Origin of the sequence: Paenibacillus sp. FSL H8-0079, assembly GCF_037991315.1 — a bacterium.
GTDB lineage: Bacteria > Bacillota > Bacilli > Paenibacillales > Paenibacillaceae > Paenibacillus.
In genome coordinates this window covers 661,199-685,318 of sequence record NZ_CP150300.1, presented here as the reverse complement: position 1 = coordinate 685,318, position 24,120 = coordinate 661,199, and the positions used below count along the sequence as shown (strand labels likewise).

At 47.4% G+C, this 24,120-nt stretch carries 21 protein-coding genes; 4 read left to right on the top strand and 17 right to left on the bottom strand.

Annotated features, from left to right (window positions below):
• The first annotated feature begins 52 nt into the window (after positions 1-52).
• Entirely contained in the window at positions 53-1,333 is a 1,281-nt protein-coding gene (locus MHI06_RS03205) for a Fe-Mn family superoxide dismutase (protein ID WP_340400390.1), read from the top strand.
• A gap of 96 nt (positions 1,334-1,429) precedes the next feature.
• Here the strand turns inward: MHI06_RS03205 and MHI06_RS03200 are convergent, their stop codons facing one another.
• From MHI06_RS03200 to MHI06_RS03160, 9 genes are all read right to left on the bottom strand, one after another.
• Positions 1,430-5,038, bottom strand: coding sequence for an S-layer homology domain-containing protein (locus MHI06_RS03200; protein ID WP_340400389.1), 3,609 nt, complete (start codon positions 5,036-5,038; stop codon positions 1,430-1,432).
• Between the two features lie 199 nt (positions 5,039-5,237).
• Positions 5,238-5,462 carry a hypothetical protein gene (locus MHI06_RS03195; RefSeq protein ID WP_036614132.1) on the bottom strand — a complete coding sequence of 75 codons (225 nt, stop codon included), beginning with the start codon at positions 5,460-5,462 and terminating at the stop codon, positions 5,238-5,240.
• Positions 5,463-5,532: 70 nt separating this feature from the next.
• Positions 5,533-6,387 carry a lipoate--protein ligase family protein gene (locus tag MHI06_RS03190; RefSeq protein WP_340400388.1) on the bottom strand — a complete coding sequence of 285 codons (855 nt, stop codon included), beginning with the start codon at positions 6,385-6,387 and terminating at the stop codon, positions 5,533-5,535.
• Positions 6,388-6,583: 196 nt separating this feature from the next.
• Complete coding sequence (gene folE, locus MHI06_RS03185) at positions 6,584-7,177, bottom strand: GTP cyclohydrolase I FolE (protein WP_036668229.1); 594 nt, start codon at positions 7,175-7,177, stop codon at positions 6,584-6,586.
• A 233-nt stretch (positions 7,178-7,410) separates the two neighbouring features.
• The gene (locus tag MHI06_RS03180; protein ID WP_017690778.1) at positions 7,411-7,674 is read right to left on the bottom strand and encodes a YneF family protein; all 264 of its coding nucleotides are present in this window, start codon (positions 7,672-7,674) and stop codon (positions 7,411-7,413) included.
• Positions 7,675-7,839: 165 nt separating this feature from the next.
• Positions 7,840-8,871, bottom strand: a complete 1,032-nt coding sequence (locus tag MHI06_RS03175; protein ID WP_340400387.1) for an HD domain-containing phosphohydrolase — start codon at positions 8,869-8,871, stop codon at positions 7,840-7,842.
• 15 nt (positions 8,872-8,886) lie between these two features.
• A complete protein-coding gene (gene queG, locus MHI06_RS03170; RefSeq protein WP_340400386.1) occupies positions 8,887-10,767 on the bottom strand; it encodes a tRNA epoxyqueuosine(34) reductase QueG in 1,881 nt (626 codons plus the stop codon).
• 171 nt (positions 10,768-10,938) lie between these two features.
• The gene (gene lepB, locus MHI06_RS03165) at positions 10,939-11,544 is read right to left on the bottom strand and encodes a signal peptidase I (RefSeq protein WP_340400385.1); all 606 of its coding nucleotides are present in this window, start codon (positions 11,542-11,544) and stop codon (positions 10,939-10,941) included.
• 297 nt (positions 11,545-11,841) lie between these two features.
• On the bottom strand, positions 11,842-12,267 hold the full coding sequence (locus tag MHI06_RS03160) for a GNAT family N-acetyltransferase (protein ID WP_340400384.1): 426 nt from the start codon (positions 12,265-12,267) through the stop codon (positions 11,842-11,844).
• A 416-nt stretch (positions 12,268-12,683) separates the two neighbouring features.
• Here MHI06_RS03160 and MHI06_RS03155 point away from each other — a divergent pair, with 416 nt between their 5' ends.
• Positions 12,684-13,295, top strand: a complete 612-nt coding sequence (locus tag MHI06_RS03155; protein ID WP_017690783.1) for a superoxide dismutase — start codon at positions 12,684-12,686, stop codon at positions 13,293-13,295.
• 264 nt (positions 13,296-13,559) lie between these two features.
• Here the strand turns inward: MHI06_RS03155 and mutY are convergent, their stop codons facing one another.
• Together mutY and acpS are read right to left on the bottom strand one after the other, a co-directional pair.
• On the bottom strand, positions 13,560-14,927 hold the full coding sequence (mutY, locus tag MHI06_RS03150) for an A/G-specific adenine glycosylase (RefSeq protein ID WP_340400383.1): 1,368 nt from the start codon (positions 14,925-14,927) through the stop codon (positions 13,560-13,562).
• Between the two features lie 29 nt (positions 14,928-14,956).
• Positions 14,957-15,355, bottom strand: a complete 399-nt coding sequence (acpS, locus tag MHI06_RS03145) for a holo-ACP synthase (RefSeq protein WP_340400382.1) — start codon at positions 15,353-15,355, stop codon at positions 14,957-14,959.
• 250 nt (positions 15,356-15,605) lie between these two features.
• Between acpS and MHI06_RS03140 the strand changes: the two genes are divergently transcribed.
• On the top strand, positions 15,606-16,421 hold the full coding sequence (locus MHI06_RS03140; RefSeq protein ID WP_340400381.1) for an alpha/beta fold hydrolase: 816 nt from the start codon (positions 15,606-15,608) through the stop codon (positions 16,419-16,421).
• Positions 16,422-16,581: 160 nt separating this feature from the next.
• Here MHI06_RS03140 and nadE read toward each other — a convergent pair whose 3' ends face one another.
• The 3 genes from nadE to MHI06_RS03125 form a co-directional block, all read right to left on the bottom strand.
• The gene (gene nadE, locus MHI06_RS03135) at positions 16,582-17,391 is read right to left on the bottom strand and encodes an ammonia-dependent NAD(+) synthetase (RefSeq protein ID WP_169482764.1); all 810 of its coding nucleotides are present in this window, start codon (positions 17,389-17,391) and stop codon (positions 16,582-16,584) included.
• Between the two features lie 139 nt (positions 17,392-17,530).
• A complete protein-coding gene (locus MHI06_RS03130) occupies positions 17,531-17,965 on the bottom strand; it encodes a BrxA/BrxB family bacilliredoxin (RefSeq protein WP_017690788.1) in 435 nt (144 codons plus the stop codon).
• Between the two features lie 221 nt (positions 17,966-18,186).
• A complete protein-coding gene (locus MHI06_RS03125; protein WP_340400378.1) occupies positions 18,187-19,881 on the bottom strand; it encodes an ATP-binding protein in 1,695 nt (564 codons plus the stop codon).
• A gap of 195 nt (positions 19,882-20,076) precedes the next feature.
• On the opposite strand from MHI06_RS03125, the gene MHI06_RS03120 reads away from it, so the two are divergent.
• Complete coding sequence (locus tag MHI06_RS03120; protein WP_340400377.1) at positions 20,077-21,348, top strand: NAD(P)/FAD-dependent oxidoreductase; 1,272 nt, start codon at positions 20,077-20,079, stop codon at positions 21,346-21,348.
• A 145-nt stretch (positions 21,349-21,493) separates the two neighbouring features.
• Here MHI06_RS03120 and MHI06_RS03115 read toward each other — a convergent pair whose 3' ends face one another.
• The 3 genes from MHI06_RS03115 to MHI06_RS03105 all read right to left on the bottom strand — a co-directional run bounded on the left by MHI06_RS03115 (position 21,494) and on the right by MHI06_RS03105 (position 23,989).
• Complete coding sequence (locus tag MHI06_RS03115) at positions 21,494-21,877, bottom strand: hypothetical protein (RefSeq protein WP_340400376.1); 384 nt, start codon at positions 21,875-21,877, stop codon at positions 21,494-21,496.
• 111 nt (positions 21,878-21,988) lie between these two features.
• Positions 21,989-23,236 (bottom strand): ABC transporter permease, encoded by a 1,248-nt coding sequence (locus tag MHI06_RS03110; protein ID WP_340400375.1) that lies wholly within the window; start codon positions 23,234-23,236, stop codon positions 21,989-21,991.
• Between the two features lie 21 nt (positions 23,237-23,257).
• Positions 23,258-23,989, bottom strand: a complete 732-nt coding sequence (locus MHI06_RS03105; RefSeq protein ID WP_340400374.1) for an ABC transporter ATP-binding protein — start codon at positions 23,987-23,989, stop codon at positions 23,258-23,260.
• Between the last annotated feature and the right edge of the window lie 131 nt (positions 23,990-24,120).

Genomic DNA, 24,120 nt, shown 5'->3' with positions numbered 1-24,120 from the left:
CTGTATGAACTATTTTGCATTTTGAATTTCATCTGAAGGAGGTCTAACGTACATGAACTGGTATGAATATGGTCACCTGCTGCCTCTGCGGATATTGGAGGAAATTCGTTTCTGGAAAGAGCAGGAGAAGGAACATACGCTCGTTATTCGTGCACTGGTTCCTGATCTGGAGCCCGCATACGTCAAGCTATTGGAGGAATGGGAGGCTACCTTTGCAAACAGTGAGCGAGTAGCGAATCAGATTTTAAAACAACTATTACCCGCAACCCATCCGCCCGCTCCTTACATCATTCGTTGTATCGATCAACTTGTGGCGGCAGCTCGTCAGCAATCAAGGGAGTTCATCAAACAGCTGTATGTTCTTCTGGAGCAAAGTGCTGCTGTGCAAGCTGTTCCGCTTGCCAAAGTACTCATTCTGCATTTTATCCGCGAATCGGAGTATTTTCTGGGGGTATTGGATACGCTCGGTCAACCTGGCATCTTGCGAGAAACGGATTCCGAGCCATCACTTTTGCTGGAAAATGCATTACATGCCTCAGGGTCAGGAAGCGTCCATCGCCAAGCTTCAGAAACTCCAATTTCCCCAGAGGGAAATGTAAATGCACCTGTTGCTTCAGCTCAGATCCAATCCGCAGCACTTCAGCCTTCACCCAGCGAAAGTGCTTCGAGCCAGCCTGTTTCTACCTCACCTCCCGTCAAAGAAAAGCCGGTTCCCATTGGTGGTCACACACTGCCGCCCCTCCCCTATGCGTACAATGCGCTGGAGCCGCATATTGATGAGCTGACGATGCGTATCCACCATGACAAACACCATCAATCCTATGTGGACGGACTAAATGTAGCGGAGAAGAAGCTGGCGGAATCGCGAAAAAAGAATAACTTTGAACTCATCAAGCACTGGGAACGTGAACTCGCCTTTAACGGGGCAGGTCACTATCTGCATACGATCTTCTGGACGATTATGAACCCTGTTGGCGGGGGGAAACCTTCCGGTATGCTCGCAGAGCAGATCAAGCGGGATTTCGGAAGTTATGAAGCGTTTAAGAATCAATTCACGGAAGCTGCGAACAAGGTGGAAGGCAGTGGCTGGGCGATGCTTGTCTGGAGCCCGAGAGCACACCGTTTGGAGATTTTGCAGGCGGAAAAACACCAGAACCTGTCCCAGTCCGACATCGTACCACTCCTGCCACTGGATGTGTGGGAACACGCCTACTATCTGAAGCATCAGAACGAACGCAAAAAGTATATTGAAGACTGGTGGAATGTGGTCTACTGGCCAGCTGTGGCAGAGCGGTATGAAACAGCACGCAAGCTGTTGTGGCCGCCTTATTAAGCTTGGGGTTAGATGGCTTAGAAAAAAGAGATATCTCCAGCCGAATGACTGAAAGATATCTCTTTTTGGTATAACGTTGATATTAATATATCAGTATTATTGACTGATTGATGCCGCTTCAATTGCTTTATAAGCCCAATGTGTATTCGGCACATCCGACCACTGTCTTGCTGCATTCGTTGCAGATTCAAGACCTATCAGTTTGTTGAGCATCGTAACAGCTTCAGCGCGAGTTACAGGCTGCCCAGGACGGAAGGTACCATCCGCATATCCTGTTATCACTCCTGCTGCATTGAGCTGAGCTATGGCTTGCTGCGCCCAATGATTGTTCACATCATTAAATGTACTCGTTGTATCATCTGTCTGTTCGGTCTTCAGCAAGTGCTGTAACACGCTTGCCAATTCGGCACGAGTCATTGCTTGATCCGGCTTAAAACTGCCGTCTGTGTAGCCTTTAACATAACCAGATTGTGCAGCGGCCGCGATGGCCGATTGTGCCCAGTGAGTAGATTTCACGTCTTTAAACGTGTGATTCCCTTCCGCTATTGACGTACCCAGAACACGGGAAATCAACGTAGCCATCTCCGCACGAGTTACGGAGCGTTCCGGTCTGAAACTGCCATCAGCATACCCTTGAATATAAGGCTGTTCTTTCAGGGTGTTGTCTGCCCAGTCTTTTACTTTAACAATGGAGAACGTACTGAAATGGTCTACTTCAATCTCCACACCTTGTTGATTATCACTATTTAGTGTAACCAGTTTACCGTGTACAAGTTGCTTAGTCCCGTCACTGTGCTCGATATACACACCCAGCTCTTTAGAGTTCACACCTGCAAGCTGGTTAGCTACAACCGGCAATACGAGCGTTACAGGACGACTCTGCAAATTGGTTTCGATGGTCATTGGACGGCCAAGAATCTGAATATCCTTTGTACCTGCGAATTGTATAATCGACTCATTAGCTTGTGCTCTCGTTTGAATATCTGCACGTTCAGCCTCTTTTTTGATGGGTACCAGTCGGAAGTAGATATCATCTGTACTATCTTTAAGAGAGCTGGCTGGAACTGTGATACGAACGTTAGGGTTAGAAATAACCAGGTTCACACCTTGCTCAGCCAACAACGCAGACGATCCTGAAGAAAGAGTCAGGTCCCATTGCGATACTTCGTCCTTTGCATCCGGAATAAGAATAACTGCTGTGTTAGAACCCGTCTGCTTCAACTGATCGATGATTGACTGTGCTTTACTCTGATTGAGCTGAAGTTCGTCTTTCACTGTACCATCTGTTCCCCGAGTGCGACTGATCTCCAACGATGCAACGGTAGCAGCTTGATCTCCATTCTCGACGTTTACCTTAATAACTTCCTTCTGCGGTGCCGGAGTTACAACAGGTGTAGATGGTGATGGAGAAGGCGTTGGTGTTGGTCCTGGTGTAGGTGTTCCGCCACCTTCATTTCCTGATCCTTTAGGTGTAACAGGACCGGACACCTTATAATTGGATAGCCCATTCTCATTCGATGATCGTATTGCAAATACATAAGGAAGACCATTCGTTAACCCATCAACAGTATAAGATGCGGCTTCAATACCACTTTTAACCTTAATCCAATCTTTCGTATCTTGGGGGGCTTGGGTTCCTTGATATTTATAGAGTACAAATTGATTTACATTGATTACTCCAGCCCAATAGACAGTAGCTTTTCCATCTCCAGCTTGTGCAACAATAGTTTCAGGTGCATCAGGTAGCACTGGCGTCCCAGCTGCTTGTGGTGTAACCATATTGGATGGGATGAATTCGGATACACTACCATCCTCGATATAATATGCTTTGACAGCAAAGACATAAGATATACCGTTCGTCAGCCCTGTAACAAACTGATTCTGATAGTTTCCTACCGCGACCCAATCCTCTGGATCTTCTGGTCCTTCGCTTCCTTCATATAGATATAACTCGTACATAGCACCTTGTTCAAATGTCCATGTTAACATCGCTTGACCATCATCTGCCGTTGCGATGACATTATGCGGAATGATTGGTGAAGCTTTATGAGTTTTGTAATTCCTTTTTTCTGGATAGTCTACTAATTTACTCTGTGTGTCCTCAGCAGTAATAAAAATACTATAATCAGTACCAGGACTCAAATCTTTAATGAGATATGCTTTTTCTTCATTTGCTTGCACATCAACATAAGCTTGTTGACTTATTGCATTTAACTTTGTGGTTTCACTTGTCTGGTCGGATAATTCATCCAGAGGCTGATTGTCAAAATATACTCTTCCAGCCTTATTAAGCTTCACGACTATTTTGGTCATTGACGGCGTAACTGTACTCAACATTGGATAACCCGGTTCAAAAGCTGGTGCTGGTGTTTGGTTACCAGGATATGGCCGTAATACAGGGAAATCATTGTTTACTCCTAGTTGGAAATCCCAAATAATATTGAAGTCCCATTCTTTAAAAGTATCCATAAGTTGCATTTCAGCTGGAGTTTTTCCTGTAGCATAGTTAGATTGGTCAAGCTCAAATGCTGGATCATTAACCGATACAAAATAGTTGTTTAAAAACTCCACATGATCGTTAGTAATGCCCTTTTCACCCAGAAAAGCACCCACACTGCCTGAATCAATACTAAGTCCATCCGTACTGTCGTCTATGATTTCAAGAGAGCCTCCATAGTAATTACTATGAATTTCAAGGATTTCATTAGGCTCATCAAAGTTTAAATCCAGTGCGCCAAACAAACCCCCAATTTTCTCGGCACTAAAGTCTCCATTTGTACCATTACCTTTGGATATAACTTTGCCGACAGCGTAGTTATTAACAATACTCATTGGCTTTTCATATTCTAATTCACCAATGAGGCCCCCGACCTCATAATTTCCCTCCACATTGCCCAACGCGTAATTACGTGCGATGCTACTGTTCTCCGCTTTTCCAATTAATCCACCAGCGGAATCGGCGTTTTCTTGGACCAATACATTTCCAGAAGCCCAGTTGCCGACGATGATATCATTTTTACTTCTAGCTATTAATCCTCCAAACGTTCCATTAGCACTCTCAAGGCTAGATACATCCACCGTTGCGCTGCTACCACTAATGAGACTTCCAGTAGAATAGCCTACTAATCCTCCTGACCGATAATAACCACTGACCAGCCCGGTTACATGGACCTTATCTATCATTGAATTATCGGATCTTCCCGCAAGTACACCTACAGATTCATTACCAACAATATTCGCATTAACGATTTTCAAATTACTGATGTTTGCATTTTTCAGTCTGGCGAAGAGACCCACATATTCCATATCTGGTATCTGCGTCGTCAAACCCTCTATACTATGACCGTTTCCATCAAATCTCCCTGTAAAAGGTTCATCATCTGCCCCTTCAATAGGCTCCCAAGAGCGAATCGTGTGAGTGCTAGAATCCATCAAAAAGCTTTCCATGTCTTCTTTCGAAATATTATTAGTTAATTTGAAATTTCCACTCAAATCTTGCCGTACACAGTCCAATTCCTGGGGAGTAGATATTAAATTCCATAGCTGACCTGCCCCATCTATCTCTGTGTTTTCAAAACAGCTACTCGCCTTAACCCCAGCCTGTCCAAATAATCCGGGCAAGGTGGCCCAGACAAATAAGAAGACCAGTAATATCATATTTGCTCTCCTGAAAATAGTGTTTTTCTTGTAACCTTGCTGCTGCATTATAATCTGTCCCTTCTCTTTCTGTTTATGAAGAGATTATAACTGTCAGCTCTGAACCAATTCTGAACATTACTCGACATTTTCCATGTAAAAAGACTATTTTTCGCATCCCCTCAAAAAATTTGCATACAAAAAAGCAAGCCTCCTGTAAAAGAGACTTGCTTGTATTTTGAGAGACTTCCTATTTCTAAATGCTCACTTAAGAAGCACAGCCCTCGCACGCCACATAGTTGTCGCCAACCTGTTTGCTAATGGAGATCAGATCGCCCAGCTTGATATCAGACTCATCTGTAAACTCCAGATCGGCTATACGTGCAACGATCAGTGCAGCAGCCTCTTCCTTGCTTGTTGCCATTTGGCTGAACTCGGATTTTTCGCCTGTTGATACAACCTCATATAAATACGTATATCTCAATGTGTCCATCCTAACACTCTCCTTCCGAAATCACATCATATCATCTCTATTAACCAATTCCAAGCCTTAGTAAAAAGTGTTAATCGTAGCGCAGCTTCATCTGCTCAGCTGTCAGGCGTACTTCTTCAGAGCCAACGCTAAGCACCCTGCTGGTCTCCGCCTGCGGATAGCGATCGCGCAGTGTTCGAACCAACGCCGCCGTATATGCCGCAGCTGAAGGTACACCTGCCAATTCTTTCAGACTTGCCATCGTGCCAGGCTGAACATCGGGATATCCTTCACTCGCCCCGCCTGCTGCATACTGATAGAATTGTCGCACATCTGCTGCCAATTGATCACCCTGACCGTCCACGATGATAAAAGCCGTAATGATATACGCCTTGGCCTGCCTGCGCTGGGCAATACCACAGAATTTCAGGCCACCTACACTGACATCATAATCCCCTGGGCAAAATGCACCCTGAACTTCGCCTGTCTGCGCCTGATTGGACCACGGCGTTAGCGACTCGGCAATAATCGAAGCCATCTCCCGGAAATCATCATGAATATTGATGGCATGTCCGGGATTAGGCAGGATCAGCGACACATTGACTACCCCTGGGTTCAGGGGTACCGCCGCTCCACCGGAAGGACGAACACAGACCGCTGTGCCTTGGCTTCTTATCTGTTCCATGGCTTCTACAGCCTGTGGCAACCTGCGGTCACGCAGACCCGCTACAAAGGCATCTGGGTGTCTCCATATATGTGCAACAGGCAGATGCCCTGCTCCAACCCGCCGGCACATGACTTCTTCCCATGCAAAAGCTTCGAGTACACTACTGCCTTGTCGCATGAGTGGTGTCTCCCAGATTTGCAGACGCAGTGCAGCATGTTGATCCGCTTGTAGTCCCTTTTCCGGCTGAACCGGTTGATCTGAATGGGAAGGTTCACTCATCGTTCCATTACCTCCGGCTTAACGAATTCATATGTATTCAGTATATATAGGAGTGAAAAAAACGCCATATATAAATAAGCCGGTTCCCCAGGGAACACGGCTTATTTATATCACATCCAATGGCTTAGAAACTGCTGCTTCCAAAACCAAAGGAACCTGCACATCTGGCTTGTCCAGCAAATGGACATACCTGATTTTAATCTTTCACCAAAGACAAGAACTCCGCACGTTGTGCCGGATTCTCACGGAAAGAACCACGTACAGCAGACGTTACCGTCTTGCTTCCCGGTTTCTTCACGCCGCGGGAACACATGCACAAGTGCTCGCCTTCCACCACGACCATAACTCCGTGAGGCTCAACGGCCTCTGTCAGAATGTCAGCGATCTGTGAAGTAATGCGTTCCTGAACCTGCAGGCGACGTGTTACCGCTTCGACCAGACGAGCCATTTTGCTCAGACCGACGATCTTGCCGCTTGGTACATACCCAATGTGGACCTTGCCGAAGAACGGCGCCATATGGTGCTCACATTGACTGTAATAGACAATATCTTTGACGATAACCAGTTCTTCATGATTCTCGTCAAAAGTAACACCGAGCACATCGCGCGGGTCTACTTCATATCCGCCAAAAATCTCTTCATACATTCGGGTCACACGTGCAGGCGTTTCAAGCAGCCCTTCACGTGTACTATCTTCTCCGATCAATTTCAGGATCTGCTCTACATGATACTCGATCTTCTCCCGATTGTCGGATACTTTTGAATTCAAATAATCTTTAACGCCAGCCACTGCCGAACGCCTCCTTTCGAACCACATACTTTAAGAGGTTGTTCAAAAAGTACGCTTTTGATTACGATGGATGCCTAACGGCATCATCAACGTCGAATATGAAATTCAGCCGAAATGTCCGTTGCTCACGTAGTTTACTACGCTCCGCTACTCCATTTCTAGCTTCATCCCATCTTCTCGGTACTGAAAACCCAACTTTTTGAACACGCACTTTAAGCAGTTATTCACTGCTATTATTTTCGGCGGCCCGAACTTTTACGCGCAGGATGCTGTTGCGGCTGAGGCATTTTTGCTCCTGGCTGCTGATTCTTCATCATCTGCTGGGCACGCTGCATTTGCTTGCCATTCAGGTTGTAGCCCATTTGCTTCGCCATTTTCTGAAGCATGTCCGGATTGCTTTGCATTTTCTCAAGTTGTTTACGCAAGTAGAACACCCCGATGAAAAATCCCCCGACCAGACCAACAATCAATGTAATAATCGGTATAACAATATCCATCTCTTAGACACCTCTGTATGCATTCTAAAAAGCCTGATAATCTGTGTCACTTCATGATGTTCGACACACATGTTGCAAACCTGACACAGAGCGGATTTCCTGAAAGTATCATAGCATTTCCGCACGCCTTGAGCAAACGGATTTTCCAGTTGAACCGCACACTAGCTACGTCATGACAGCTTCAATGAAAACGGTTGTATGCTGAGCCAGATCAATTTCAACCACATCCAGTGAATAACGCGTACTACCGCGCGCCACTCGGATTACAGGTCTGCCTGGCAATCCCCGATGCTGACGAACAATGACTCCAGTCTCTTTAGTGGACAGCCTCACAGCTGTACCATTGGGATACACGGATACACTCTTGTTGAACTCAATCAGAATGTCCCGATCCAGCTTCGTACCAGACAACGCCATCATCTCTTCACAGGCCTCATGTGGCATCAAACTGTCCTTGGATAAACCATTAATGAGATTATCATAGATATTAGCCACACTAACGATTCTCGCAAACAGATGAATGTCACTCCCCTTGATCCCTCTCGGCATGCCTGTACCATCTACATGCTCATGATGTTGCAGGGCTGTATGAGCGACCAACAGACTAAACTCTCTCTTGTTCTTAATCACTTCGAATCCACGCCACGTATGATGCAGCGAAGAATTGGCGGCAGAACTACTGCCGGGAGGTTCCCCCACTTTGCCAATATCATGTAACAGTGCTCCCACAGCAAGATCCTTCAGTTGATTATAGTTGAGTCCCATATTCATTCCGATGACCGAAGACAACAAACACACATTCATCGCATGAACATACTGCGCATTGTCTTTGGTGCGAATATCGGTGAGCTGCACTAGCAGTTCACGCCCGTTCAGTACATCATTCAGCAACTTTTCTATACTGAGGGCGACTTTTCTGGGACTCCAATCCTTCCCGGAACGAACCGCTTCAAGTGTGACACTCATTTCGTTAATTATTGCCCGTTTCGTGGTTTCATCCAGAATGTCTTCTGTATCCACATCTTTGTACGCTTCATCCTGGATGTATAGCATGGTCACGCCAATACGCTTCAGCGTATTGACCATATATACGGTGAGCTGGACTCCGGCAGACAGCAATACCGTGCCGTTACTGGAATATACCGTCTTGCCCAGAAGCTCCCCCGCTTCCACGCTCTCCACGTTTACATACTTCATGAACGTCCCCCGCTCTTACGATTGCTGCTCCAATGCGAGCAATTGCTCCTTGGTTTGCAGCCCGCCTACATAACCCACCAGGGTGCCGTCTTTACCGCTGATGCGGTGACAGGGAATAATAATCGGAATCGGATTTTTGCTAATGGCGTCCAGAACTGCACGAACAGCCTTGGGCCTGCCGATAATTTCCGCAACCTGTTGGTGTGATGAGGCCTCTCCATAAGATATATCGGACAGAACTTGCCATACTTGTAGCTGGAATGGTGTTCCAAGCCGATCAAGCTGTAAATCAAACGTTTTTCTCTCCCCTGCAAAATACTGCTGTAACTGCTTTGCAGCTTCGCTGAGCTTCTCTTCATTCTTCTCATATCGATACTCGCCAATCCAGGTACGGGCCCATTGTTGCAGGTGGGCTTCGCGTACGTGAAAGGCGCCAAAATCAATGTGACACAGTCCTTCATCGGTAGCACATAACGTGAGTGTACCAATCGGTGTCAGTACCTCATCGTAGTATACAGGCTTGCCATGAAGACCTGTAACTGCTGAAGGTTTCCACGCCGCGGCTTCCGGTTTGGGCTGTGCAGACTGCTCACTACCCGGTTCCGTCGCGGCTTCCATTTTCAAATCCTGTTGTAACGCCTGTATAGAATTATGTTCATTGTTCTTCTGTTCCTCTGGTTGCTTCTCACTCACTTGCTCAGCCTGTGGCTGTTTGGGTAAGGTCTCGGACGAACTCAGTCGCTCCTCGGCCTTCTGCAGCATGCTTAGTACGTTCTCATCTTGTTCGTTAGCGGCAGCTTCCCCAATTGCTCTCATGGCGTCTTCTCCTCCAATTCTGCTTAACGCCCAGGCTGCGGTTCCCCGCAGCTCGGGGCGCGGATCACGTTTTAATACTTCTGTAAGTTTGGGTACAGCACTTTTGTCTTTGAAATTGCCCAGGGCGATAACGGCGTTACGTTGAATCGGCTTCTTGCCCCGCCAGGCGGCGGAGCTCTGACCGAAACGTTCCTTGAATTCCCGGTTACCGATGTCCAGTAGTGGTAGCAACAGTGGCTTCACAATCTCCGGATCGGGATGAAACTCGGGATGGTGATCCCAGTTCTTGCCCCGGTTCTTCGGACAAACAATCTGACACGTATCACAACCGTATAGACGGTTGCCAATTTTCAGCATAAATTCTTCATCCACGAAACCTTTCGTCTGGGTTACAAAAGAAATACACCGCTGTGAATTCAACTGTCCAGGCCCCACTAATGCTCCTGTAGGACAGGCATCGATACACTTCGTACACTCACCGCAATCTTCGGTCACAGGTGTGTCCGGTTGAAAAGGAATATTCGTCACCAGTTCCCCGAGGAAAATCCATGAACCGAATTTGGGTGAGATAATGGCACAATTTTTGGCGCTAAAACCAATCCCCGCACGCTGGGAAACTGCACGATCCACCAACGCACCTGTGTCTACCATACTTTCGATCATGGCTTCAGGTACGCGTTCCTTTATAAAATTAACCAACTTGTCCATCGCTGTACGCAGAACCTGATGATAATCCTGACCCCACGCGGAGCGGGCAAAAATCCCCCGGTAGGCTCCCGGCTCCGACTTCGGCGGATTGACCATCTTCGATGGATAGGCCACGGCTATCGCTATGAGTGAAGCAGGCTCGCCATCTTTTAACTCGGGACGAACCCTTTTCTCAAGATCAGGCTCTTCAAATCCGGATTCATATCCTTTAGCCCGATGCTGTTCCAGTATGGATTTTAGCGTTACGAAGGGCTCTGCCGAAGCAAATCCGATATCATCAATGCCCAGTCCGGGGCCAGCTGCCTTGATCTCCTGCTTTAACTTTTCCCATACGGAGGCTGCATTTGCTGCCCCGGTCTGTACGCTCGTCATTTCTCTTTCCTCTTTTCTTCCGACACTTATTCCGTAAATAGTGAACGCCCGCCTCACGGTAAGAGGACAGGCGTTAATTTCTATATATGCCTTGCATACTTAAATTCAAACGGAACGAGTCTATATGGTTTAACGCAAAATGCGCGCTGAAGTTGTTGTCCTGTAATCATTTTACAATTTCTTCAATTCAGAAAACGGCCAGAAAATAAATTCAGCCTTGCCTACAATTTCATCAGATGTAATACTGCCAAACACTCGGCTATCCTTACTTTTACCTTCATGACGATTATCCCCCATCACGAAGAAATGATCCGGCGCAAGTGTAATTGGGCCAAAGTCCGGGTCTTGCACTTCAATATCAGTATACGTTTCCGCTTGCTGCTCGCCGTTCACATATAGATGGTGATCCCTAACTTCAATTGTATCTCCCGGAAGTCCAACGATCCGTTTCACCAGAAAATCCTTCTTCTCCACGCCTTCACTTGGATCACGAAGTACAATCACATCGGATCGGGAAGGTGTACCCAGATGATATACAATTTTGTTAACGAAAAGGCGATCTCGCTCAACCAGTGTCGGTTGCATGGACTGTCCCTTAACCATCGACAGGTTGAACACAAACAGGTTCAGCAGCATCATGATTACAAAAGCAACAACTATCGTTTTGACCCAGTCCCACAGCTCGGCTACCCAGGATTTCCCCGGTTGTTCAGGCTTTGGCGGTTCGTTACGTTCCTCGGAAGTCACATGTTCCATTGAAAGGTTATTGGAATTCAAAGGGACACCTCGTTTATCAATTAGTTGAATTAAACGTGTAGAATGGATGTTCATACTCCATTTCAGTCTACTTCATTTGGGAGAGTGAAACAATTGGTTATGAGCACCAATACCTTGGGTATCGTGAAATATAGCAGGGTTAGGCGCAGTGATTGAATCGAATTCGGAGACACCGAATATTACGCGAAGAACGCTCATATAAATAGAAAGGCATATCCCTCACGTTCTTACACGTTAAGAGATATGCCTAATATGAAATGAAGATCTTTTTTTTATTTCTTTTTTTAAACATGCAAACTAAGCTTTGGACAAAATACTAAGAGTCTGGAAAGCGCTCATAATCTGATTGGCACCGTAACCCATTGCTTCATATAGAGGCATGGCTACTTTGTTGTGCTCATCACCCGCCACCCATACTTGGCTGACTTTACGCTGCTGGAACCGTTGTTCCATGGCTTCGACAAGTGTTTTGCCGACTCCGCGGCGACGATAGTCTGGATGGATCGCAATACGATAGATGCAACCCTGATTGTGATCAATCGTACCAATCAAAGCGCCGACGAGGTCTCCCTCTTCTTCCGCAACCATGATCAGGTCAGAATCCCATGACAATTGACGGGCAAACGGGCCCATCGTGTTCTCATAACACTCTTCCGATAGTGCAACCTGGAGAAGCTCCGTCATCTGGCTTGCATCACTCAACTGAAAGGAACGAACGTGCATGTCTTAAATCTCCCTTTTCGTTAGCTTAGATGAGGTTTTTTACAAAAAGGATTTCCCTTTTACCAAAAACCCAATGTTCATATAATGACAAAAAACGAGAAAATACCGCTTCTTCGTCAATTAAACCATACTTTACTCCATAAAACACGCATTTTCTTTTGAAAGCGCTTAATTGTAACCGTTTACAATGAAATCCTTCATATTTTCGCTTTTATTTCTACTAAAATCACATAAAAATATTCATAAAGGGTAAAATATGTTTGTTATCTCTGGCCCATCATTAGATCAACACTTCGGGGGACTTAATAAACAAAAATGTTGCTTAATTAGCCCGAATGCGGTTTAATATTAGTGGCAAGGGTATTATTACATATGTACCTGTTCAAAAAACTTAAAATCTCAGGAGGTATTTCATTATGACTTTTCAATTACCAGCACTTCCTTACGCTAACGACGCACTGGAACCACATATCGATGCAAAAACGATGGAAATCCACCACGATCGCCATCACAATACTTATGTAACTAACTTGAACGCAGCTCTGGAAAGCGCTCCTGAACTGCAAGAAAAAAGCTTGGAAGATCTGATTGCTAACCTTGACAGCGTACCTGAAGGCATCCGCACAGCGGTTCGCAACAATGGTGGCGGACATGCTAACCACAGCTTGTTCTGGGAAATCATCGGACCTAACGGCGGCGGCGCTCCTACAGGCGATATCGCAGCAGCTATCGATAGCGAACTGGGCGGCTATGACAAATTCAAAGAAGATTTCGCTAAAGCAGCTACAACTCGCTTCGGTTCCGGCTGGGCTTGGCTCGTAGTTGGTAAAGATGGTAAACTGTCCATCACTAGCACACCTAACCAAGACAGCCCTCTCTTCGAAGGTCTGACTCCGGTTCTGGGTCTGGATGTATGGGAGCACGCTTACTACCTGAACTACCAAAACAAACGTCCTGACTACATCGCCGCTTTCTGGAATGTAATCAACTGGGATGAAGTGAACAAACGTTACGCTTCTGCAAAATAAGACTGTTAGCATGCAACAGTTAACATAAAAGAGAGCCTGATTCGGTCGTCGTGACCGTGATCAGGCTCTCTTTGTGCTATCGCTATAGTTATAGTTAATGGGTGTTTTGTTTCTAACGAACCCAGGACACATTATTTCTCCATATTTCATCGTATCGCGAACCTAACGAATCTCAGAGTAGCTATTTCCCCAAAGGGGCTTTGATGCGCACTTTTGGGTTGATTTGGCTATGATAACGTCATTCAGGTTCGTTAGCTCCCCCATTTAATCACTCACTTGATCATAAGCTCCGGCAAAATAACTGCTGATCAGCTTCAGAAATATGTTGGGGAACGCCATCTTGTCCATATCTTCCGGACCAATCCAGCGGTAGGTCAAGCCATCGCCTTTACCTGTCAGTGTCGTAGTACTCAGTGCTAGGTCACTAACGTCAGATGATGACATCAACATCTCTCCATCGTTAAGCGATGTTGAGATGTTCTGCGCATTAGGCGTGCCTGGCTCCGATGAATGCGTTGTGGCTGACTCAGGTGACACAGCCGCTGATGAGGCTGCGCCCTCCCTTGCTGCCGCCTGTGCATCATAGGCGGCTCTGGCTTCCGCTGCGATCAGCGGAAGCTCACTGCTCTGGTCCTGCTCCGTACACTTGTACACCTGCAGGCTCCAGACAATGTGGCTGAACACATGGTCCGCATGGGTAGCCAGCCCTTCAGGGCGGGCAGCGAAGCCTTCCGCCCATAGACTGCCGGCCAGCAATGCCATGGCCGGCTCATCCGCCAGCGGCGCCGCCTTCTTGCTCGCTGCGGCGGGCGCCGCGAGCACATGCGGCAGCTCCCACATGCGGGCCAATAGGCCCGTGTCTGGGCGCTGGCGCACAAGCACTTGGCCGCGATGAGCACCGCGGCCCTCCACAATCGCGACCAGCCGCTGCTCAGGGCGCGGCGGCTTCGCCTTGGTCTTGACCGGCAGCGTAAGCTCTCTTCCGGCGATGCGGCCGGAACATTGCTCCATGACCGGGCAAGTCAGGCAGTGCGGCGCTTTGGGTGTACACACCAACGCTCCAAGCTCCATCAGCGCCTGATTGAAATCACGCGCCCGCCCTTCCGGAATGAGCTCTCCTGCGAGCTCTTCCATCAACACCCGGGTGCTGCCCTTCATAATGTCCTCATCGATGAGGAAGTATCGGGACAGTACCCTCATGACATTGCCATCTACCGCAGGCTGCGGCTGATTGAAGGCAATGCTGAGAATGGCCCCGGCCGTGTAGGGGCCAACCCCTTTTAATGCAAAGACGTCCTGCTTGTCCTGCGGCATTTCGCCTCCGTGCAGCTCCATGACTTGTCTAGCGGCTGCCTGAAGATTACGTGCACGGGAGTAATAACCGAGACCCTCCCAATTTTTCAGGACATCCTCTTCAGGTGCTTCCGCCAACGCCTGCACAGTCGGGAAATTCCCGATAAAACGATTGAAATACGGAATTACCGTATCGACCCGAGTCTGCTGAAGCATAATCTCCGATACCCACGTAAAATACGGATTGTTGTGGCGACGCCATGGCAAATCCCGTCGGTTGATCATATACCAATCCAGCAAATTGACGCTGAAATGTCGTTTCTGTTCCATTAAACCCATATTTCCGTCCTCTCCTATTGCCAAGCTAACTACTTTTCCATCTGCTCCACGATCGCAAAGGCCGCCGCCAGTTCCGTCTGATGCGTAATGCTCAAATGAATGTCATACTGCTTGTCGTATGGCAGCTGCAGACGTTCCCAAGCCTGGCTGGACAGCGAAGCAACTGGACGTCCTGTCTCATCAGGCAGCACTTCAATGTCAGTGAAACCCATAATGCCACCAATCCCGCAGCCAAATGCCTTAGACACCGCTTCTTTCGCTGCAAATCGACCAGATACAAACTCCGTCATCCGCTTCCCTCGTTGAGCCGCGATCTCTCGCTCTGCTGGTGTTAAAATTCGTTTTACAAAAGCTTCCGCATGGCGACCGAACAGCAGCTTGCGCATACGCCCAATCTCCAGCACATCATTGCCTATGCCATATATCATCAACGCTTCACCCGCTTAATCTTTTATACTGTAAGAGGTTATTCAAAAAGTCCCATCTTCTTGGTACTGAAAACCGCTCTTTTTGAACATGAATTGTAAAAGATCTCCATTCAATCACATGATCCGTAACTCTCCGAACACGTATTCTATTGTAGCAGGAGGGGCGATCAGAAGCGAGTACCTATCCGCATTACCATATATGCTAAAATATGAATCAGGAATCGTCTGAAATTCTTAGGAGGTCTGAATAATGCCCATAACTTTTGAATTGCCCACTGACGTAGATGCGATCATTCGCGGAGACTTTTTCCCTGCACAACAACCCGCTCAAGGTGTCATCGTTCTGTCTCACGGATACAAAGGCTTCAAAGACTGGGGCATGTTCCCCTATGCAGCTTCACAGCTAAGCCAGACGCATCATGTGCTGACCTTTAATTTCTCTCACAACGGTATCGGCGAATATCTGGAGCAATTCTCTGAACTTGAAAAGTTCGCAGTGAATACCTACAGCCGGGAGCTTGCCGATCTGGCCCTGGTACTGGAACATGTGGCTACACAACCTGAACTCACAGGGCTTCCTGTATACCTGGTTGGCCATAGCCGCGGTGCGGGCGTAAGTCTCGTCTATACACTCGATCATCCCGAGCAGGTGGCCGGTGTAATCTCCTGGAATGGGGTAACCAATCTGGATCTCTTCACAGCGGAGCAAAAAGAAGAAATGCGTACGCATGGCCGTAGCCATGTCGTTAACGGACGTACAGGCCAGCAGATGCCACTCGACGTGTCTATTCTGGAAGACCTGGACAAGCATCACGAACGTTACGCTATCATTGATCGCTTGGCTTCTTCACCTGTACACGTAGCACTCATTCAGGGAACAGAAGATCCCCAGCGTCTGCGAGACGGTTCTGCCGCACTAGTTCAAGCCCGGCCAGATATCCCGTGGCACCAAATCCCTGAAGGTAACCACACCTTTAATACCGTACATCCATTCAAAGAAACCACTCCGCAACTGGAGCAAGCCATCACCCAAACCCTGCAACAGATCAAAGACTGGAATAGCTAACTTATCTTTAATATAGTAGTCATCTGGATTTTTGTTTTTCCTCAATCCATACAAAAAAAAGAGTCACTGCGTGAGCAGTGACTCTTTTGCATTCCCTAAGAGGGACGGTATTTCAATATTGGTGTTAACAGCTTATAACACTCATGCTCATCCAACCGTATTAGATACCAGGGATGGCATTGCGTTTGTGATGTGTACGCGTATAGAACGCTTCGAGGCGCTCTTGTGCAGCCGGATCGATCTGCTTGCCTTCAAGATAGTCGCTGTTCGATTCATACGAAATCCCCAGCTCATCTTCGTCCGTCTGACCTTCCCATAGTCCTGCAGATGGTGCCTTGTCCAAAATAGCTTGTGGCACGTTCAGATATGCTGCCAGTTGGCGTACCTGACGTTTGTTCAAAGTGCTCAGTGGCGTGATATCCACAGCGCCATCGCCCCATTTGGTATAAAAGCCCGTGATGGCTTCGGACGCGTGATCCGTACCTACAACGAGCAGGTTTTCTTCAAACGAAAGCGCATATTGCATAACCATACGAGTTCTCGCCTTAACGTTACCTTTGCCTTGGTGAGTCATATGGCGTGGACTGCCCAAGGATTTGAAGCCTTGCTCCACTTCCAGCGCAATCTCGTTAACTGCATCTTCAATATTGGTTTCCACGACATGCTTCAGATCGTATGCTTTGGCTACAGCGTAGCTGTGATCGATATCGGATTGTTCACCATAAGGTTGGAACACACCAAGCGTTTTGTACTCTTGGTTGTTCTCTTGCGTAAGCTCGTCCGTCGCTTGTTTGCAAAGCGCCGTAGCCACTGCACTGTCAATACCGCCGCTGATCGCAATCAGCAAACCCTTGGCACCCGCATTTTTCACATACGTCTTCAGAAAATCAACACGCTTGCGTACTTCCTCTTCTTCATTAATGCTTGGTTTAACCTTCAATTCAGCGATGATCTGTTGTTGCAAACTCATCGTTCACACACCCCGTTTCTAAATGAATGAAATTTGATGTCCAGCTTGAAAGGTCCGAATGGTTCAATAACCTTATCTATCCAAAATGAAACGCCCCGGCATCGGTGATCCGAAGGGCGGGGCGTTCTATTGGAGCGAATTAACGGCAGTAACGGTCAAATGCACTTTTGAGATCAGCCGCAATATCCTCTGCAGAACGGTCTTCCACTTGATGACGCTCGATAAAGTGAACGAGTTCTCCGTCTTTCATCAGAGCGATGGACGGTGAAGATGGAGGATACGGTGCAAAGAATTCACGTGCTTTTGCAGTTGCTTCTTTGTCCTGACCAGCAAATACAGTGTACAGGTGATCCGGTGTAATATCGTGCTGCAGTGCTTGGGACACACCTGGGCGACATTGACCTGCGGCACATCCGCATACAGAGTTAATGACAACCAGCGCTGTTCCTTTTGCATCCGGAAGACTTGCTTCCACTTCTTCAGGAGTACGCAACTCCTGGATTCCTAGACGAGTTAAATCATCCCGCATCGGTTGAACCATATCTTTCATGTATTGATCAAATGACATCGACATTCGGTTTCACTCCTTATAAATGGTTGTTCTATAATCTCGTTAGAATTAGAGGCGAATAGCTATCCAAAACAACGTTACACTCATATCGAAAATTATGGATGTAATGATGTGCTATTCCTATTATACATCCATAAGCAATGAAAGCAAGATTCAGAAACCGCCTGCGGAAAGGCTTCTTCCATAATATTATGTCTCATTGTCTGGCAAAATATGCTGAATGCCTATTGTTCAAACGCCACTTTGAAGGTCGTGCCCTGGCCTTCCTCCGATTCCACAGTAATGGTTCCATTATGCCGTTCCACAATACTCAGGCACATGGACAATCCAAGTCCGGTTCCCTTGGCTTTGGTCGTATAGAAAGGTTCAAACAGCTTTTCCTTCTTCACTCTGGGTAGACCAGGTCCTGTGTCACGTACACACAGTTCCACCTTATCATCTACCATCCGCGTCTCCAACGTGAGCACGCCCTTCTCACTCATGGCTTCCATCCCGTTACGGGCCAGGTTTAACACCACCTGTTTAATTTCCTTTGAATTGAGATGCAGCTTTGGCACATCATGTGCCAGCATGAGTTCAATGCTCTGACCACGCAGATTCGCATCCGCCCATAACAATGGACTCAGTTCATGTATGATATCATGCAGCTGGGATTCCTCTTTCTCCGCAACGCGATTCTGAGCCAGAGACAGAAAATCATTAATGATACTGTTCGCCCGGTCCAGCTCTTCCAGGACGATTCGGTAATAGTGATCCATGGATTCAGGACTCTTTTCCTGCATGAGTTGAAGAAAGCCACGTACAACCGCCATTGGATTGCGCACCTCATGCGTAATGCTTGCAGCCATCTGGCCCACCAGACTGAGGCGATCCACATTATCCAGTTCACTTCGCAACATCTCCAGCTCCGTGATATCCTGAATAATTAGCATGGCCCCTGTAACTTCTCTGGCAGGCTCTGTTGAAAAGGCATAGATTGGCACGGTTCGAGACTGAAATACGTGAGCACCGTAACGAACGGTCAATCCACTAATCTCACCATGAATGACGGCTCTGCGAATGCTTTTGTCCATCTTGTCCGCCTGACCTTGTTCAACAAATTGACTGGCAGGCTGTCCAATGAGATCAGGCGTGGAGGTACAAGGTAACTGTTCTCTCGCTGTTTGCTCCATCATCTCATTGACGAACATGACCGTGCCCTCTTTATCTACAGTGGCTATCGAGAGAGGAACTGCATTCAGAATCTGATGAAGTTTCTCCGTTTCCGTTATGTATTGGTGGTGAACTTCAGAGAGATGCTGCTCCAGCCCACGATAATGTTTCATCCGTTCCAGCCATAGCAGACTCAGACTGCCCGCAACAATGGCTCCAGCAGTATATCCAAGTGCCGTAAGTATCATGTAGGTCGCAGAGTATGTGGGGTCATTCTGGTGGGATGCGATCCACAACAGGCTCGTTACAATCAGTTCCATTGCAATCAGGGTGATCAGAATCACCATTTTGCGCGAAGATGTATTATGCTTGAATCGTTTGGCAGACAACCATACAATAGGATAGAGAAGAATGCCCGTATGAAGGAGAAATCCGTACAGATCATAGGGATGCGCAAAAAGAAAATAGAAGAGAATATGTAGAATGGACAGCGTTAAGCCTATAGCGAACTTACAATACAAAATAACAAGTATCACAGGTACGATGCTTAATGATATGGGTACGGCCACTGGACTCGCATAAAGCGCAAACAGCAAACACAGCAGCATGCTCGCGACACTTGTCACAGCAAAACTGGTTTGTACTGTTCCGGCATGTTCCATTTTGGCAATAGCCCGCCTGGAGAGCCCCAGATGGAATAAGGGAATCAGGAATACCGCCGACCCTGCCAGCAGTACTTGTAAAAGAATGTCCTTTAACGCAACCACAATGCCATCTCCTCCTCTGCCTGCACATTCCCTCATGTATTTCTGATTAAAACATAGGCGACAGTATATTACAATATATCCCTTAAGACTGCATAATAGAACTGCCCGTAACTCCATTATATTTCAGAAAAAGGCAGGAGTAGACACGTTTTACGTAAAACAGACAAAATCAATGAAAAAAGAGGGTAATAACGTATGTATGATGTCATTGTAATTGGTGGTGGATCTGCGGGCCTGATGGCTTGCGTTGCAGCTGCCGAGCATGGAGCCTCCGTGCTTCTGCTGGATAAAGGAGACCAACTGGGTCGTAAACTCGGCATCTCTGGCGGAGGTCGGTGCAATGTAACCAATGCCAAGGAAACGGATGAACTCATCCGGCATATTCCGGGTAATGGCCGCTTTTTATATAGTTCATTTCAGAATCTGGACAACCTGGGGATCATGCGTTTCTTCGAGAATCTCGGAATTGCCCTGAAAGAAGAAGACAACGGCAGAATGTTCCCCGTAACCGATAAAGCGAAAACAGTCGTGGATGCATTGGTAGGCAAAATCGTCTCCCTCGGCGTCGAGATTCGCACCAAAGAACCGGTCAAGGAACTCATTCAGAACGGTCAGCAGGTACAGGGTGTTAAATTGCTCTCAGGTAAAACCATCCTTGGACGCTCTGTTATTATCGCTACTGGCGGTAAATCCGTACCCCAAACCGGATCAACGGGAGATGGTTATCCCTGGGCTGAAGCTGCTGGTCATACGATTACGGAGTTATATCCAACCGAAGTGCCTATTGTGTCTGGGGAGAGTTGGATACAATCCAAAGAACTACAAGGTTTATCCTTGAGGGATGTCGCTTTATCTGTTATCGATGCCAAAGGAAAACCCGTCATCTCCCATCGGGGGGATATGATCTTCACGCATTTTGGGGTGTCTGGACCGGTTGCACTGCGCTGCAGCCAATTTATCCGCAAGGTTCAGATGAAGGCTGGAAACCCACAGGTCATTATGAGCATTGATCTGTTTCCTGAGCTGTCCGCTGGTGCATTGGAAACCCAGGTCCAACAGGTATTGGAACAAGAATCCCGCAAGGCTGTCAAAAACATACTGAAAACATGGGTTCCCGAACGCATGATTCCATTAATGATGAAACGCGCGGAGATCAGCGATGACCTCACGTTCCACCATTTCCCCAAAGGCATGTTAAGCAATTTGTGCGGGCTAATGAAGGCTTTTACCTTCCGTGCAGACGGAACAAGATCGCTCAAAGAAGCTTTCGTTACTGGGGGAGGAATCCACTTAAAGGAGATATACCCAAAAACAATGGAATCCAAGCTGCTGCCTGGACTATTCTTTTGCGGTGAAGTTTTGGATATTCACGGCTACACCGGAGGATATAATATCACCGCTGCTTTCTCCACGGGATATACGGCTGGTATGCATGCAGCAGAATATAAACACGCTACATCACACTAGGTATTACACACTTCATACACATGATGAATTGCTTCAGATGTCAAAAACCCCGATATCCACTATCCGTGGAGTATCGGGGTTTTCAGCATTGTTCCATTTTAGAAAAGGCGGATCGAACCACCCTTAAGCTTGTGAGTTTCGCGTTCTATGCTTTGACACTGCCAGAGAATCCATCCGCCGAATCATCGTATGCCGGGTCCTCGCTATAGTTATGTGCACCTTGCTCAGCCTGGCTCCCCTGGTTTTGGCTCGCATAACCCTCATGCCAGTCTTCATTCACGAGATGAGCCGGAATCGATATATTCTGAAACTGATCCAGTTCTTCCGTTTGTGAAGCAAATACGGCACTTCCTCCATGAGATTGTACAATCTCTACGGCAGACTGAGGATCTTGGCGATCTGTGGGGATATACAACTCCAGCGGGCCGGACTGATACGGCTTATATCCCAATTCCTCCAAGGTTGCCCTTGCGGCATTCAACGCTGAACCGTCTGAGAAATGCACCTGTAGTTCGCTATTATCCATCATCGTCTCTTCCTCCTTGCTACAGCTAATCTCTCATCATCCATAGATGAGATTCTTCTTCTATAGCATGGGCAGATATAGCGCACGATATGCTCTGACTTAGAAAGGAATTGCTTAGGCCCGGGTCAGCCGAACCCATCCGGCAATAGATAAGACGCAGAGTCCGAAGGCCACCGTACCTGCAGCTGTCAGAATACCGACGACCCAACCGAGCCAGGCCAATCCCAGCGTGAATCCCATAAGAATACCAATCGGGATGAACAACATCCGAACCATCATTGAACCTGCAAGATGCAGCGCCTCCGAGTCATATGTTATAAGCTGAACATAGTCGGACGTGGCAAAAACATCCCAGGAACGATAAAACATCACCGTCAGCATGATGATTAATAACGCACACACGATGACATTGACCGGAAAAGGCGGTAATGCGACTGCTGCGATGGATAGTCCGCCAAGTTGCAAATACAATTTCATCGTAGCTGAGTTTCGGAAAAATGCCTTGAATGCAATCTCCGCTGTCCGATTCGCGATGGAACGATTGCGCAGCAGTTTACGCGGTTTGCGGAAGATAATGGACCTTGTTCGTGGGGCTTTCGGCTTGCTAACCGCCCGGCTTAACATTAGAGCTGTAAGCTGCAGCCTGCTCCGCAGATCCTCCCGTACATCCCCTCCAAAGGTTCCCTTCATCACCAGCCTCATCTGTCCGACTGTAATCAGAAGAAGCATGATCACCCCGACACCAAATATGATTTTCCACGTCTGTCCATGCATCCATGATGTCGCATGAATGGTCACGTAACCTATGCCGATGACAAGAGGAATCATCCGAATCCAGCGTCGCCATCCTGTATGTCGAACCTTCGTCATATGTAGTGTTATGGCTTGGAATGAAGCTACTGCACCGAACCAGACAGCCATAAGTGCAATCTGGAGATTCGACATCTCATAGACACGGGACCACAAGGGGGCAGTCAGTGCTGTAATCAGGATCATTTTGCCCAGATGTTGCAGACAGGCACGGTAGAGTCCTTGCCTCATTAACGTGCGCGTCCACAACGGTCTTGATTTCAGAAACAGTACATCCGCTTCCTCCACAAATATCAACACACCCCCGGTAAGCATAACGACGTCAATCAGCCCCGTCAGTACGGGCAGCGGTAATCCTGTCGCCCATGCAGGCAGCGGTTTGGTCCACAGACTCGTGTACCACCCAATCAGATAGAGTAGACCCGGAACAAGCAGGTATACCCACACCGTCCAATCTACCACGAGTCTGAGATTTTTCATCTGTTCCCTGAAATGCTCTTTGCGTCTCCGTCTGTATAAACGAAGTGGTGTGTAACGCTGGGAAGTTTCCATCCTCTCTCACCCTTTCTCTATCTAAGACGTCAGTATATCGAAACAGTCAAACAAAGAGGCTTCCGGTAATCCTGCCACTTCACGGATTTCATCCAATGTTCCCTCGGCAGCCGACCTGCCTGAAGCAATCAGAATAAACCGGTCGCAAATTCGTTCAGCGGTATCCAGTACATGCGTAGACATGAGCACACCCGCGCCGCGGCGACGTTCATCATCAAGTAATTTTAGAAAATCCTTGGTTGCACGAGGGTCCAGTCCGATGAACGGCTCGTCCACAATATAGATATCCGGCGAAGACAGAAATCCGATCAGCAGCATCATTTTCTGCCGCATGCCCTTTGAGAAACTGGCCGGAAGATCGTTCCGAACGTGGTCCATGCCGAAACGAACCAACAGCTCCTCCGCTCTGGCAACAAAAGCTTCTTCCTCCATTTCATACGCCGCTGCGGCAAGATCAAGATGTTCCCACAAGGTCATGTATTCGTAAAAAACCGGTTGCTCCGGGATATAGGCATAGCGACCCTCTCCCCCAATCGTCACCTCATACTTGGCATGTTCCAGCAGACCCAGCAGCGTTTTGATCGTGGTACTTTTACCCGCACCATTCGGTCCGATAATACCGACCAGCTCTCCTCGCGCCACGTTCATTCGAATATTGCGTATGGTTGATTGTCCTGGCTCGTATCCTGCCTCTGTAATATGTACGTCTAATATAGACTCGTGTACTTCCGTGCTTTTATATTCCGTTCCCATATCATTCACTCCCTGTTCTAATCAGGCGTTTATTTCATTCTTTAGTTTTATTGTAATCGAGTTACGGGCTGTTTGTTTGATCATTCTGAGCATTTTGAAGTACAAACCATGTTATAATGTTATTACATACT

Excerpts from the sequence above, each read along its gene's own strand:
- MHI06_RS03205 (WP_340400390.1), top strand. The coding sequence starts at position 53 with ATGAACTGGTATGAATATGGTCACCTGCTGCCTCTGCGGATATTGGAG.
- MHI06_RS03200 (WP_340400389.1), bottom strand. The coding sequence starts at position 5,038 with ATGCAGCAGCAAGGTTACAAGAAAAACACTATTTTCAGGAGAGCAAAT.
- MHI06_RS03195 (WP_036614132.1), bottom strand. The coding sequence starts at position 5,462 with ATGGACACATTGAGATATACGTATTTATATGAGGTTGTATCAACAGGC.
- MHI06_RS03190 (WP_340400388.1), bottom strand. The coding sequence starts at position 6,387 with ATGAGTGAACCTTCCCATTCAGATCAACCGGTTCAGCCGGAAAAGGGA.
- MHI06_RS03180 (WP_017690778.1), bottom strand. The coding sequence starts at position 7,674 with ATGGATATTGTTATACCGATTATTACATTGATTGTTGGTCTGGTCGGG.
- MHI06_RS03175 (WP_340400387.1), bottom strand. The coding sequence starts at position 8,871 with ATGAAGTATGTAAACGTGGAGAGCGTGGAAGCGGGGGAGCTTCTGGGC.
- queG (WP_340400386.1), bottom strand. The coding sequence starts at position 10,767 with ATGACGAGCGTACAGACCGGGGCAGCAAATGCAGCCTCCGTATGGGAA.
- MHI06_RS03160 (WP_340400384.1), bottom strand. The coding sequence starts at position 12,267 with ATGCACGTTCGTTCCTTTCAGTTGAGTGATGCAAGCCAGATGACGGAG.
- MHI06_RS03155 (WP_017690783.1), top strand. The coding sequence starts at position 12,684 with ATGACTTTTCAATTACCAGCACTTCCTTACGCTAACGACGCACTGGAA.
- mutY (WP_340400383.1), bottom strand. The coding sequence starts at position 14,927 with ATGGGTTTAATGGAACAGAAACGACATTTCAGCGTCAATTTGCTGGAT.
- acpS (WP_340400382.1), bottom strand. The coding sequence starts at position 15,355 with ATGATATATGGCATAGGCAATGATGTGCTGGAGATTGGGCGTATGCGC.
- MHI06_RS03140 (WP_340400381.1), top strand. The coding sequence starts at position 15,606 with ATGCCCATAACTTTTGAATTGCCCACTGACGTAGATGCGATCATTCGC.
- nadE (WP_169482764.1), bottom strand. The coding sequence starts at position 17,391 with ATGAGTTTGCAACAACAGATCATCGCTGAATTGAAGGTTAAACCAAGC.
- MHI06_RS03130 (WP_017690788.1), bottom strand. The coding sequence starts at position 17,965 with ATGTCGATGTCATTTGATCAATACATGAAAGATATGGTTCAACCGATG.
- MHI06_RS03120 (WP_340400377.1), top strand. The coding sequence starts at position 20,077 with ATGTATGATGTCATTGTAATTGGTGGTGGATCTGCGGGCCTGATGGCT.
- MHI06_RS03115 (WP_340400376.1), bottom strand. The coding sequence starts at position 21,877 with ATGATGGATAATAGCGAACTACAGGTGCATTTCTCAGACGGTTCAGCG.
- MHI06_RS03110 (WP_340400375.1), bottom strand. The coding sequence starts at position 23,236 with ATGGAAACTTCCCAGCGTTACACACCACTTCGTTTATACAGACGGAGA.
- MHI06_RS03105 (WP_340400374.1), bottom strand. The coding sequence starts at position 23,989 with ATGGGAACGGAATATAAAAGCACGGAAGTACACGAGTCTATATTAGAC.